This window comes from Bradyrhizobium sp. USDA 372 (assembly GCF_053629095.1).
Genome location: NZ_JBRJHR010000001.1, coordinates 819,402 through 831,713, shown reverse-complemented (window position 1 = coordinate 831,713; position 12,312 = coordinate 819,402). Strand labels below are relative to the sequence as shown.

Sequence of the window (12,312 nt, the reverse complement as noted above, 5' to 3'; positions counted from 1 at the left end):
TGACGAGAGGCGATAGCGCTGTTCTCCAACTGACATTGAGTACCCCGCAAACGCGTGGCAGCTAGCCGCGAGCGCATACGTGCGGGCACGAACATTGCTTTTTCCTGGCGACTGCAAACGGCTGGTCGAAAGGCAAAAACATCCCAATGCTCAAACTGAAGGCTTTCATTCCGGCGCTGTTCGGCCTCGCGCTGGTGGCGGCGCCTGCGCATGCGGCGGGCAATCTCGTCGCGGTGCTCGAGGCGGAGATCGTCACGCTCGATCCGCATTTCTCCACGGCCTATATTTCGCGCACGTTCGGCTACATGGTGTTCGACACGCTGTTTGCGAAGGATTCCAAGGGCGACATCAAGCCGCAAATGGTGCAGGACTGGAAGGTCTCGCCCGACGGGTTGACCTATACGTTCACGCTGCGCGAAGGCCTGAAATGGCATGACGGCCAGCCGGTCACATCAGCCGATTGCGTGGCCTCGCTGCGTCGCTGGGGCACGCGCAGCGCGCTCGGCCGCCGCATCTTCGCGATCACGGCTTCCCTCGAGCCGACCGATGCGACAACCTTCGTGCTGACGCTGAAGGAGCCGTCCGGCCTCGTCATCGACGCACTCGGTAATCCCGTCAGCCCGGTCGCGTTCATGATGCCCGAGCGCATCGCGAAGACGCCGGGCGACCAGCGTATCGCCGAGATCATCGGCTCCGGACCGTTCGTCTACAGCAAGGCCGAGCACCGCACCGGCGACCGCATGATCCTGAAGAAGTTCGGCGACTATGTGCCCCGCCCCGAGCCCGCGGACTTCCTGGCCGGCGGCAAGCGCGTCAATGTCGACACACTCGAGATCCGCGTCATTCCCGATGGTGCGACCGCCGCCTCTGCGCTGCAGGCCGGCGAAGTCGATTTCATGCAGTACGCGCCGTTCGATCTGTTGCCGCAGCTTGAGAAGAACACGCGCGTCAAGCTCGTCAACTTCACCGGCGGCAACATGTTCGCCGGTGCCTATCGTCTCAACGCCGCCTCGAAGCCGTTCGATGATCCGGAAATCCGCCGCGTGCTGTGGAAGCTGGTCGACCAGCGCGAAGTGCTGGATGCGCTCGGGCTCGACGCCAAGTACGCCACGCCTTGCGCGACTTACTTCACCTGCGGCACCACCTACGAGAGCAAGGCCGGCACGGAAGTGGCGGCCAAGCCCTCGATAGAAGCAGCGAAGGCTGCGCTGAAGGCGACCAAATATGCCGGCGAGCCCGTCGTCGTGATGCAGGCCAACGACCTCGAAGCCCCGCGCGTTTCGGCGCAGGTGCTCGCCGAGCGGCTGAAGGCTGCCGGCTTCAACGTCGATCTGCAGGTGATGGACTGGGCGAGCGTGCTGGCGCGCCGCGCCAAGAAGGAGGGCTGGAGCGTCTATGGCGTCCACGCCGGCGGCTTCGATCTGGGCTCGCCGCTGACCAATGTCATGGTCGCCTTCAACTGCGCCGACTTCACCGGCTGGCAATGCGATGCGCGCATCACGCCGCTGATGGAAGCCTTCGCCAAGGCGCCGGCCGAGGAGGACCGGAAGAAGATCGCGGGCGAGATCCAGGCCGTCATGTACGACCAGGCGCCCGGAATCCCGTGGGGGCAGTTCGCCCAGCCGGCCGCCTATCGCGCGACTTTGCGCGGTCTGATACCGTCCGCCATCCCGGTGTTCTGGAATGTTGAGAAGTAAGGCGATGTACGATGTCATTGTTGTCGGCGGTGGCTCCGCTGGCGCCGCCGTTGCCGCGCGGCTCTCCGAGGATCCGGCACGGCGCGTGCTGCTGCTAGAGGCGGGGCGCGACTGGCGCGCTGACGAGGCACCCTGGGAGGTGAGGACGCCGAATCCGATCCCGATCATCCACAAGCGCGAGTACCAGGAGAAATGGCAGTGGCCCGATCTGCTGACGCGCCGCGTCGCGGGGCAGGAGCCACGCTTCTACTGGCGCGGCAAGGGCCTTGGCGGCTCGTCGATGATGAACGGCCAGATCGCGATCCGCGGTGTTGCCGATGCCTTCGACGAATGGGCGGCCAATGGCTGCACCGGCTGGTCGGCGAAAGAGGTGATGCCGCTGTTCTCGGTGATCGAGGACGATCTGGAGTTCGGTGACGCCGAGGGACACGGACGCGGCGGGCCGTTGCCGGTCTATCGCGCGCCGCCGGAGACATGGGGCCCGATCGACCGGGGCTTGCGCGATGCGGCGCTGGCGAGCGGCTATCCCTGGTGCGCCGACGTCAATGGTCCGGACGGCGAGGGCGTTGCGTGCTACCCCATCAACAGCCGCAACTTGCGCCGCATCACCACCAACGAGGGCTATCTCGAGCCCGCGCGCGGGCGCGCCAATCTGGAGATCCGCGGGCATGCGCTGGTCGATCGAGTGCTGATCAGCGACGGACGGGCGACCGGCGTCCGCGTTCATATCGAGGGGCAGGGCACCCACGAGATCAGCGCACGCCAGATCGTGCTGTGCGCCGGCGCCATCCACAGTCCGGCGATCCTGCTGCGCTCGGGCATCGGCCCGGCCGAGGAATTGAAGGCGATGGGGATTAAGGTCGAACGCGATCTGCCGGTCGGCCGCCATTTCTTCGACCATCCGCTGTTTCGCGCCACGATCCAGCTGCGGGAGGAGCTTCGTCCCACCGATGCAGATACGCGCCACACCAATTGCTGCGTGACCTATTCCTCGGGCCTCGCCAACGGCGGCAAGCGCGACATGATTCTGATTGCGTTCAATCATCGCGGCATCGGCGTGCCCGGCGCGATCGGCGCCGGGCTGTTCAACGCCTATTCGCGTGGAACGCTCAAGCTGGCCTCGACCGATCCTGCAATCGATCCCGTCGTCGAGGAGAACATGCTGGCCGATCCCCGCGACATGCTGCGCATGATGGATGCGGTGAAACGCCTCGCCGTCATCACCTCGCAGCCGGCCCTGTCAGGGATTGCCGACTGGATCAGGCTCGCCGACACGGATTTGACGCTGCCGCAGGCCGCCGGCCTGCCCGATCACGAGCTCGACTCCGTGCTGCGCCGTGAGACCGGCGACATCCAGCATGCTGCCGGCAGCTGCCGCATGAGCGGCGTGGGCGACGCGGATGGCGTGGTCAACCCCGACGGCAACGTGAAAGGAATCAGCGGCCTGCGCGTCGCCGATGCCTCGATCATGCCGTCCGATTGCCGCGCCAACACGCACTTCACCACGGTGGTGATCGGGGAAGCGATCGCGCGGATGATGATGCGGTAGTCGGCGGTCAGAATTCAAGCCGCATTGGGATGAGTCACGCGCGCTTCGCGGAAGGGTGCGTGGAGTGGCCGCGGGACTGGAATTAATTCAACGTTGCGCAACATCGTTCCTACGAATGTCGAAAGCTTGGGACGAAGGTCCTCAGGAACGTTTGCGCGCCGCTTTGATTGGCATGTCATCGTCAATCGGAGTTTTGAACAATGCGAAAGACAATCTTCTCAGTGGCCATGTGTGCGTTGCTTGCCGGCGCGTCGATCGGGTTCGCTCATGCGCAGGCAGGAGGAGGCGCGGGAGGCGCAGGTGGAGCGGGCGGCGCAGGTGCGGGCGCCAGCGCCGGAGCTGGAGGAACCAGCGGCGGCTCGGGGAGCGGAACGAGCGGCGCGGCGGGTGGAACAGGGGCGGGCAGTGTTGGCGCCGGCACTGGGACGGGATCCAGCGCAGGTACCAGCAGTGGCAATGGCGCGGGTACCGGCCAGGGCGGCCCTCAGACCATCCGTCCCGGCGGCTCCAACGATCCAACCCGAAAGTAACAACATCCTCGCCGGGTGACTTCAAGAACGGGAAGCTGCGGGTTCAACTCAGCAGCTTTCCCACGGCGTCCGTCGCACAACGGGCCCGCCCAAGGTGGTACGGCCTCTTTATGGACTGAACACGCTGTGGAGAAACCGCTCCTTTTCGCCGGGCGCGTAACCTTGAGAGGCGCCAAAATACGGCTCAGTGGCGCCGTGGGGCGCCGATGGAGGCGGCGCGTAGGCAAAACCTGAAGCGGCACCTGGCGGGATCATGCCCTGACCGGAATGAACGGTCGCGTGCCGCCGGTGTGTGTGATGCACCTGTGCCGCGTCGGCAACGCCACCCAAGGTGATCAGAAGACTTAAAGCCAGAATGAAACGCATCGCTGTGTCTCCAAACGCCCCACCTGCTTAGCTGGCGTTCGGCCGCGGCGTTCCAACCCATTCTGGCCTCACGATTGGTCACATCCCTGGCATCAGATGACTCCCGCTAGCCGCAGCGCCACGCCCGCCGCGCAGCTGCCCGCGAGCACCGTCAGCATGCCGAGCTTGAAGCGGAAGATCGCGGTGGCCGCCGCGATTGCCAGCACCAGCGCCGGCACATCGACGCTTCTCAGCACCGGCATGTCGAAGTTCAGCGGAAACGCATGCACCGGCACGGTCTCGCGGAACAGGGTGTGCAGCGCGAACCAGATCGAGAGGTTGAGGATCACGCCGACCACGGCAGCTGTAATCGCGCTGAGCGCGCCGGCGAGGCCGGTGTTGCCACGCAGGCGCTCGATATAGGGCGCGCCGACGAAGATCCAGAGGAAGCAGGGCGTGAAGGTGACCCAGGTCGCGAGCAGGCCGCCGTAGGTTGCCGCCAGCATCGGCGACAGTCCGCCCGGGTCGCGATAGGCCGCCATGAAGCCCACGAATTGCAGCACCATGATCAGCGGGCCGGGGGTGGTCTCGGCCATGCCGAGACCGTCGAGCATCTCGTGCGGCTTCAGCCAATGATAATGCTCGACCGCCTGCTGGGCGACATAGGCCAGCACGGCGTAGGCGCCGCCGAACGTCACCAGCGCCATTTTCGAGAAGAACAGCGCGATCTGGCTGAACACGTTGGCCTGGCCGAAGGCGACGAGCAGCGCGATAACCGGCACCAGCCAAAGCGCCAGCCATACTGCACCGACGCGGATCGTGCGCGCGGTGTTGGGGCGGATGTGATCGGGCGCGGCCTCGCCGAGCATGCTGTCGATCGCGGCGCCGCTGCCGCCATGACCGTGACCGGCCGGCGCGAATTCCGGCCGGCCGCTTCGGGCGCCGGCATAGCCGATGAGGCCGGCGGCGATGATGATGATCGGGAAGGGCACCGCGAAGAAGAAGATCGCGACGAAGGCCGCGGCCGCGAGCGCGACCATGATGCGGTTCTTCAGCGCGCGCTTGCCGACGCGGACCACGGCCTCGACCACGACGGCGAGCACGGCGGCCTTGAGACCGAAGAACAGCGCCTCGACGAAGCTGACATTGCCGAAGGCGGCATAGATGTAGCTGAGGCCCATGATGGCGATGATGCCGGGCAGGATGAACAGCCCGCCCGCCATCAGCCCGCCGGCGGTACGATGCATCAGCCAGCCGACATAGGTCGCGAGCTGCTGCGCTTCAGGTCCCGGCAGCAGCATGCAGTAGTTCAGCGCGTGCAGGAACCTGCCCTCGGAGATCCATTTCTTCTCCTCGACCAGGATGCGGTGCATCACCGCGATCTGGCCCGCGGGCCCGCCAAAGCTCAAGCAGGCGACACGGAGCCAGACGCGGAACGCTTCGTTGAAGCTGATGCCGTGACCGGCATCAGCTCCCGTTTGATCGGCGCGAACGTCCATTACGCCTTCACCTTGTTGGTCGGCCAGTTGTGCGTCTCGGTGGTGGCGTCGCGGCACCAGCGGTAGAAGGCATCATAGAGCAGCATGCCGGCCTCGAGCTGCTCGAGGTCGTCGTCATACATGCGCGACAGCCCGAGCGAGGCTGCGAGCAGGCCGGGCGCCTCTGGCGCCAGGTCCGGTCGCGCGGTGTCGGCGCCGCGCACCAGCGTCGCGAGGCGCAGCAGGGGCGCCGTCGCGATGCCGAACTCCTCGATCATCACGTCGAAGGTGCAGAGCTCGCCGCGGTGGCTCCAGAACACGTTCTCGATGTCGAAGGGCGCTGCGCCAAAGCGCTCGCCGACGGCGACCACCTCGGACGGCGCGACATAGAGGAACACTGCGCCCGGATCGACGAAGCGGCGGATCAGCCACGGGCAGGCGATGCGGTCGACTTTCGGCCGCGCCCGCGTCACCCAGACGGTGCGCCCCTTGGCATCGCGCGGCGGCAGCTTGCGGGCGTCGACCAGCGGCAGCTTGGCTGCCTTCCAGCCCTCGAAGCCGCCCTCCAGCGTCTCGGCCTGCGCGCCGAGCTGGCGCAACCAGGCCGCGGTGCCTTGCGCGAGCTTCTCGCCGCGGAGGCAGGAGACCACGGCGCGGCGGCCGGCGAAGGCGCCGCCCCAGTCCGTCACGTTGTCGTGGCTGAGCTTGAGGGAGCCGGGAATCAGCCGCCGGTCGGCGGCAAAATCCTGCTCGGTGCGCACATCGATCAGAACAGGCGCGTTCGCCGTGCCGATCAGGCGTGCCATTTTGTCGGATGATATGGTCGTGAATGTAGACATGATGCGTCCTCGCAAGAACTAAACGGGACGCGATGCTTGGGCCTGTCGCCTCGTGGGGAGATCGCTCAAATCCCCATGGCGCAGATTACAGCGAAACTAAGAAGCACTGTCAATCCGCGGGGACCTTAGAAAATTGCTGCCTGCCGTCTATATTGCAGGCCAACGGACCTGAATTTTCTGGAGAATTCGATGCATTCCCATTCCGTCGAACAATGGACCCATGACCACGCCTTCCTGGGCGAGAAGCACGACGAGAACGAGCGGCGCACCTGGTTCGTGGTGGTGCTGACGTTGGTCATGATGGTCGGCGAGATCGTCGCCGGCTCGCTGTTCGGTTCGATGGCGCTGCTCGCCGACGGCTGGCACATGGGCACCCATGCGGCGGCGCTCGGCATTGCCGCCTTCGCCTATCGCTTCGCGCGGCGGCATCTGGGCAATGCGCATTTCACCTTCGGCACCGGCAAGTTCGGCGATCTTGCCGCCTTCGCCAGCGCGATCATCCTCGGCCTGATCGCGGTCGAGATCGCCTACGAGAGCGTGCTGCGGCTGATCAACCCGGTGCCGATCGTCTATGGTGAGGCGATCGCGGTGGCCGCTCTCGGGCTGTGCGTCAACCTCGCCAGTGTTTGGCTGCTGCGCGACAGCCACGATCATCACCATCACGGTCATGGCCATGCGCATGACCACGACGATCATGGCCACGACCATCATGGCCACGACCACGATCATCACGGCCATCATCAACATCACCGCGACAACAACCTCCGCGCGGCTTACGTCCATGTCATGACGGATGCCGCAACGTCCGTGCTGGCGATCGCGGCGCTTGCCGTCGCCATGTATTCCGGCTGGGTCTGGGCCGATCCGGCGGTGGGTCTGATCGGCAGCGTTGTGATCGGAAGCTGGGCATTCGGCCTGATCAAGTCATCCGGTGCGGTGCTGCTCGACGTGCGCGCCGACGAGAAGCTGGAGCGGGTGATCCGCGCCCGCATCGAGGTCGGCGAGGATCGCGTCACCGACCTGCATCTCTGGCAGGTCGGACCCGGCCACTGCGCCGTGCTGCTCTCGGTCGTGTCGGACAAGCCGAAGCAGCCGGCCATCTACAAGCGGCGGCTGGCGGGGTTGAAGGGCCTCAGCCACGTCACGGTCGAGGTCGAGACCTGTCCGCATTGACAGGGGCCGGAATTCTGCTGCGCAGCCGGGGTTGATACTCGATCGCAGCCAGCATGGCAGTATGGGAGGACCGATGATGCGCATGACCAGGCTCGCTCTTGCCATGGCTGCACTGGCGCTATCAAACCCTGCGGCGCTGGCGCAATCGGACAAGACCGGCGTCGAGAAACTCTACGTGCTCAATTGCGGGGAGGGCACCGCGGGTGACATCTCGCGCTGGACGCCCGGCCTGAACGAAGGCAAGGCGATGGACTTCGTCGACACCTGCTATCTGATCAAGCACGCCAAGGGCTGGTTCCTGTGGGACACCGGCATCGCCGATGCCGTCGCGGCCATGCCGAACGGCTTGGTACCGGCCGATCCCAAGGCCGTCACCTGGCGCCGGCCGAAGACCCTTGCAGCCCAGCTCGAGCAGCTCGGCATCAAGCCCGACGACGTCAAGGCCATGGCGGTCTCGCACACGCATCCGGACCATACCGGCAATGTCGAGCTGTTCCCGCAGGCTGTGCTCTACGTACAGAAGGCGGAATATGATTGGCCCGGCGCCAACAACACGCCGCGCTTCAAGCCCTCGCACCCGGCCGAGCTGCTCACGGGCGACAAGGATGTCTTTGGCGACGGCAGCGTGACCATCCTGTCGACACCCGGCCACACGCCGGGGCACCAGTCGCTGCTCGTCAAACTGCCCAAGACCGGTGCGGTGGTGCTGTCGGGCGATGCCGTGCATTTCAAAGACAACTGGGACAACCGTCGCGTGCCCAGCATGAACGTCGACAAGGACCACACCGCGGCCTCGATGCAGAAGATCGCCGACACGCTCACCAAGGAGAAGGCGCAGCTCTGGATCAACCACGACAAGGCCCAGCGCGACACCCAGAAGATGGCGCCGGAGTTCTACGATTAGTCTTCCCGGCATCCCTGTTGCCACACCGGTGTCAGCAGGGCCGTGCTAGCCGCTCCCAAAAGCTCCGGGACAGGAGATGACGCGTGGGAGAATGGCTCGGGGTTGCGATCGCGCTGGTCTCGAGCAGCATCGGCGGCACCGCCGCGGCGATCACGCGCTATCTCGTCGGTGGCGCCGATCCGATCCTGCTCGCGATCCTGCGCTGGGGGATCGGCTTCCTCTGCCTGCTACCATGCGCGCTGCTGCTTCGCGTGCGCTGGCCGCAGCGATCCGACTGGCCGGCAGTCATGCTGCTCGGCATCTGCTTCTTCGGCCTGTTCTTCATCCTCTACAATATCGCGGTGTCCTACACGACGGCGGCGCGCGCAAGTCTCGCGCTGGCGACGCTGCCGCTCCACACCATGGTGGTTGGCGCAATCCTCGGCGTGGAGCAATTGACGGTGCGGAAGATGACGGGCGTGGGCATCGCCGTGCTCGGCGTCGCGGCGGCGCTCGCCGCGGGCCTCGCGCAAAGTCCGCCGGGCGCGTGGCGCGGCGAGCTGATCATGACCGCGGCCGTGTTCTGCATGGCGTTCTACAATGTACTGTCGCGCCCTTTGATGCAGCGTTCCAGCGCGCTCGGCTTCCTCACGGTCGGCATGGGCTCGGGCGCTGCGGTGCTGGTGCTAGCGGGTTTCGTGAAGGGCAGCTTTGCGGCGCTCGATCATTTCACCACGGGGCAGTGGATCGCCGGCATCTATCTCGGCGCCGGCGGCGGCGCGCTCGCCTTCATCCTCTGGGTCATGGCGCTGGCGCGGGCGACGCCGACCCGGGTCGCCAACACCATGACGGTCAATCCGATCGCCGCCACAGTGCTGGCCGCGCTGCTGATCGGCGAGCCGATCACGGCAAACCTCTTGATCGGGCTGGTTGCGGTGTTCGCGGGGATCTGGATTGCGACCAGCGAAGCGAAGCCGGCCTAGCTCTTCGGCGCGGTCGCCATCGGCGGGCTCGTCTCCGGCGTCTTCTTCGGCTTCAGCGTGCCGGCGTAGAACGAGAGCAGCCAGACCAGCAGGACGGCGAGCAGATAGACGCCCCAGGCCTGTGGCGGCGTGGTCGCCCAGCGCAAGAGGCCCTTGAAGGTGCGTGGCGGGCTGTTGTCGTCGCTCATGGACCGCTTGTGCGCGAAACCATTGGTGCGGTCAATCCGGCCGCCGGCCGGCGCGGATCAGGAACAGCGCTGCCAGTGCCGAGAGGCTGAGCGCGGATGAGACGATCAGCACCTTGGCGCCCATGAGGTCGATGAGCAGGCCGAAGGCGAGCGGCGCCACCGCCTGCGCCATCCGTGCCGGCGCGCCGATGATGCCGAGGCGATAGCCGAAATCCTTCGGGCCGAAGATCGACAGCGGCAGCGTGCCGCGCGCGATGGTCAGAATGCCGTTGCCGGAGCCATGGAACAACGCGAACGCGCTCGCCGCAGCGCCGCCGAAGATCGCGACGATCACGGCACCGACCGGATGGGTGAGGCAGGCGAGCCGCGTCGACCACAGCGGATGGAAGCGGCTGAGAAAGCCGGCTTCCAGCATGCGGGCACCGACTTGCGCCGGGCCGATCAATGCGCCGGCCGCGATCGCCTCGGCCGGCGAGGCCCCCGTCGTCTCCAGGATGCGCGGGAAATGCGCGGCCATCGCGCCGGTGACGGTCCAGACCGCCGCGAAGATGAAGGCAAGCAAGATCATGGTGCGGTCGAGCGGCACATGCGGCTTCTCGGCCGTGGCCGCCGCCTGCTTGGCGCCCTTGATCGCCGGCAGCATGAAGAAGTTGAGCGGCAGGCCGATCAGAATGTTGGCAGCGGCCCAGGCAAAACAGGTCTCGCGCCAGCCGATATGGGCGAGGCCCCAGGCGGTGAGCGGCCAGCCGACGGTGGAGGCGAAGCCCGCCATCAGCGTGATGCCGGTGATCGGCCGGCGCGCCTCGGTGCCGTAGATGCGCCCCAGAGCGGCGAAGGCGGCATCGTAGAGGCCCATCGCCATGCCGATGCCGAGCACCAGCCAGGCGATCGCCATCACCGTCACGGACTGCGAGAGGCCGAGCAGCACGAGGCCGGCGGCAATGGTCAGGTTGGAGGCCGACAGCACCTGACGGCCGCCGACGAGATCGATCTGCCGTCCGATGCGCGGGCCGAGCATCGCGGAGATCACCAGCGCGGCCGAGAACGCGCCGAAGATCCAGTTGGAGGAGACACCGAGATCGCGCCCCATGGGGTCGGCGAGCAGCGCCGGCAGATAATAGCTGGAGGCCCAGGCCAGGGTCTGCGTGGTGCCGAGCGCCAAGATGATCGGAAGCTGGCGCTGGCTCATCTGCGCATGCTTCCGATTCTGGCCGGCAACGTCATCATCATGAGCATTTGCCGCCCGCGCGGCGAGTGCGTCAACCGGGGCTGCGGCATATTCGACCTGCGCGGGAGGGGGAACCTCGCGCTCGGCTTACGCGTGGCTTGCGCCTTTCGCCCGTCACGAATGCACGCCATAATGGCGCATGCAATTGACCTCGCGCCTTTCGCTGATGAACTGGCTGACCGGCCAGGGGCTCACGGGCCTGCCTGAAAATGAACTGCTCCGCGGCTTCTGCGAGCGCTGCTGCGCCGAGGGGCTGGAACTGTCGCGTGGCCTCGTCGTCATCGACACGCTGCATCCGATCTATGAGGGCCGCGGCTTCCGCTGGAGCGATCGTCCCAGCAACGAGAGCGATGCCTTCGAATACGGCTCGACCGCAGACGGCGACGCCGCCAAGAGCTGGCGCCGCTCGGTGTTCTTCCACATGCTCGAGAATGGCGACGACGAGATGGTGATCGATCTCGCCGATGCGCCGTCGATGGATTTCTCGCAGATCGGCGAGCTCGCCGAGAAGGGCCACAAGCACTATCTCGCCTTCGTCCACCGCTTCGGCGAGAACGGCGCGCTCGGCCTGATGGATTGCCTCTATTCCTGCTGGACCACCCGCCGCGAGAGCGGTTTCTCCGGACTGGAGCTGGAAGCGCTGCGCGATCTGGTTCCGGTGCTGGGGCTCGCAATCAAGTCGGCGCAGCAGGTCGACATCGCGCGCACGCTTGGCCGGGTCTATCTCGGCCGCGACGCCTCCGAGCAGGTGCTGCGCGGGCGCATCTCGCGCGGCGTCACCGAGCGCATCAACGCCGTGCTGTGGTATTCGGATTTGCGCGGCTCGACCGGGATCAGCGAGAGCATCGGTCCCGACGAGATCATCCCATTCCTCAATGACTATGCGCAGGCCGTGATCGATCCGATCCACGAAGCCGGCGGCGACGTGCTGAAGCTGATCGGCGACGGCGTGCTCGCGATGTTCTGGGGCGAGGACATGGCGGATGCGCGGCGTGCGGCGCTCCGCGCCGAGCACCTGTTCCGCAAGAACGTCGCCGCGCTGAACGAGCGGCGGGCAGCGGAGGGCCGTCCGACCACGTCGGCCTATATCGGCCTGCATGTCGGCGAGGTCTTCTACGGCAATATCGGCAGCGAGGACCGGCTTGATTTCACCGTGGTCGGCCCGACCGTCAACGAGGTCAGCCGCATCGCTTCGATGAGCCGCTCTGTCGATCGCGAGCTGCTGGCTTCGTCGGAGTTCTACAAGGGCCTCGACGCCGCCGGTCGCCGCTACCTCGTCTCCACCGGCCGCTATGCGCTGCGGGGAATCGGCCGCGCGCAGGATCTCTATACGCTTGATCCGGAAGTCGATGCGAGCGAGCCGGTAAAGGGAAGCTACGAGCGCTATCTGGCGGTTTAGTCTCCGCGGTCTCAACATGC

The 12,312-nt window shown here is 66.1% G+C and carries 11 protein-coding genes; 6 read left to right on the top strand and 5 right to left on the bottom strand.

From position 1 onward, the window contains the following. The first annotated feature begins 146 nt into the window (after positions 1 to 146). Both AB7M16_RS04000 and AB7M16_RS03995 read left to right on the top strand, forming a co-directional pair. On the top strand, positions 147 to 1,697 hold the full coding sequence (locus AB7M16_RS04000; protein WP_453943197.1) for an ABC transporter substrate-binding protein: 1,551 nt from the start codon (positions 147 to 149) through the stop codon (positions 1,695 to 1,697). Between the two features lie 4 nt (positions 1,698 to 1,701). Continuing rightward, positions 1,702 to 3,246: a GMC family oxidoreductase gene (locus AB7M16_RS03995; RefSeq protein ID WP_453943196.1), complete on the top strand. Its 1,545-nt coding sequence runs from the start codon at positions 1,702 to 1,704 to the stop codon at positions 3,244 to 3,246. Positions 3,247 to 3,884: 638 nt separating this feature from the next. On the opposite strand, the gene AB7M16_RS03990 is transcribed toward AB7M16_RS03995, so the two are convergent. The 3 genes from AB7M16_RS03990 to AB7M16_RS03980 all read right to left on the bottom strand — a co-directional run bounded on the left by AB7M16_RS03990 (position 3,885) and on the right by AB7M16_RS03980 (position 6,438). Next, entirely contained in the window at positions 3,885 to 4,142 is a 258-nt protein-coding gene (locus tag AB7M16_RS03990) for a hypothetical protein (protein WP_212255116.1), read from the bottom strand. 92 nt (positions 4,143 to 4,234) lie between these two features. Next, positions 4,235 to 5,620 carry a chromate efflux transporter gene (gene chrA, locus AB7M16_RS03985; RefSeq protein ID WP_439367068.1) on the bottom strand — a complete coding sequence of 462 codons (1,386 nt, stop codon included), beginning with the start codon at positions 5,618 to 5,620 and terminating at the stop codon, positions 4,235 to 4,237. Further along, positions 5,620 to 6,438 carry a chromate resistance protein ChrB domain-containing protein gene (locus tag AB7M16_RS03980; protein ID WP_212255118.1) on the bottom strand — a complete coding sequence of 273 codons (819 nt, stop codon included), beginning with the start codon at positions 6,436 to 6,438 and terminating at the stop codon, positions 5,620 to 5,622. The genes chrA and AB7M16_RS03980 overlap by 1 nt, the downstream gene beginning before the upstream one ends. A gap of 189 nt (positions 6,439 to 6,627) precedes the next feature. Between AB7M16_RS03980 and dmeF the strand changes: the two genes are divergently transcribed. From dmeF to AB7M16_RS03965, 3 genes are all read left to right on the top strand, one after another. Then, complete coding sequence (gene dmeF, locus AB7M16_RS03975) at positions 6,628 to 7,611, top strand: CDF family Co(II)/Ni(II) efflux transporter DmeF (protein WP_453943195.1); 984 nt, start codon at positions 6,628 to 6,630, stop codon at positions 7,609 to 7,611. A 73-nt stretch (positions 7,612 to 7,684) separates the two neighbouring features. Beyond that, positions 7,685 to 8,515 carry an N-acyl homoserine lactonase family protein gene (locus AB7M16_RS03970; protein WP_453943194.1) on the top strand — a complete coding sequence of 277 codons (831 nt, stop codon included), beginning with the start codon at positions 7,685 to 7,687 and terminating at the stop codon, positions 8,513 to 8,515. An 83-nt stretch (positions 8,516 to 8,598) separates the two neighbouring features. Then, positions 8,599 to 9,477, top strand: coding sequence for a DMT family transporter (locus AB7M16_RS03965; protein WP_453943193.1), 879 nt, complete (start codon positions 8,599 to 8,601; stop codon positions 9,475 to 9,477). Here the strand turns inward: AB7M16_RS03965 and AB7M16_RS03960 are convergent. Beyond that, complete coding sequence (locus AB7M16_RS03960) at positions 9,474 to 9,665, bottom strand: hypothetical protein (RefSeq protein ID WP_260379397.1); 192 nt, start codon at positions 9,663 to 9,665, stop codon at positions 9,474 to 9,476. The genes AB7M16_RS03965 and AB7M16_RS03960 overlap by 4 nt on opposite strands. A 31-nt stretch (positions 9,666 to 9,696) precedes the next feature. Further along, on the bottom strand, positions 9,697 to 10,854 hold the full coding sequence (locus AB7M16_RS03955) for an MFS transporter (RefSeq protein ID WP_453943192.1): 1,158 nt from the start codon (positions 10,852 to 10,854) through the stop codon (positions 9,697 to 9,699). Positions 10,855 to 11,032: 178 nt separating this feature from the next. Between AB7M16_RS03955 and AB7M16_RS03950 the strand changes: the two genes are divergently transcribed. Next, on the top strand, positions 11,033 to 12,292 hold the full coding sequence (locus tag AB7M16_RS03950; protein WP_453943191.1) for an adenylate/guanylate cyclase domain-containing protein: 1,260 nt from the start codon (positions 11,033 to 11,035) through the stop codon (positions 12,290 to 12,292). The last annotated feature ends 20 nt before the right edge of the window (positions 12,293 to 12,312 follow it).

What these genes read in the sequence shown, in the direction of transcription:
- AB7M16_RS03955 (WP_453943192.1), bottom strand. Translation starts at nt 10,854, where the DNA reads ATGAGCCAGCGCCAGCTTCCGATCATCTTGGCGCTCGGCACCACGCAG.
- dmeF (WP_453943195.1), top strand. Translation starts at nt 6,628, where the DNA reads ATGCATTCCCATTCCGTCGAACAATGGACCCATGACCACGCCTTCCTG.
- AB7M16_RS03960 (WP_260379397.1), bottom strand. Translation starts at nt 9,665, where the DNA reads ATGAGCGACGACAACAGCCCGCCACGCACCTTCAAGGGCCTCTTGCGC.
- AB7M16_RS04000 (WP_453943197.1), top strand. Translation starts at nt 147, where the DNA reads ATGCTCAAACTGAAGGCTTTCATTCCGGCGCTGTTCGGCCTCGCGCTG.
- AB7M16_RS03990 (WP_212255116.1), bottom strand. Translation starts at nt 4,142, where the DNA reads ATGCGTTTCATTCTGGCTTTAAGTCTTCTGATCACCTTGGGTGGCGTT.
- AB7M16_RS03970 (WP_453943194.1), top strand. Translation starts at nt 7,685, where the DNA reads ATGATGCGCATGACCAGGCTCGCTCTTGCCATGGCTGCACTGGCGCTA.
- AB7M16_RS03980 (WP_212255118.1), bottom strand. Translation starts at nt 6,438, where the DNA reads ATGTCTACATTCACGACCATATCATCCGACAAAATGGCACGCCTGATC.
- AB7M16_RS03995 (WP_453943196.1), top strand. Translation starts at nt 1,702, where the DNA reads ATGTACGATGTCATTGTTGTCGGCGGTGGCTCCGCTGGCGCCGCCGTT.
- chrA (WP_439367068.1), bottom strand. Translation starts at nt 5,620, where the DNA reads ATGGACGTTCGCGCCGATCAAACGGGAGCTGATGCCGGTCACGGCATC.
- AB7M16_RS03950 (WP_453943191.1), top strand. Translation starts at nt 11,033, where the DNA reads ATGCAATTGACCTCGCGCCTTTCGCTGATGAACTGGCTGACCGGCCAG.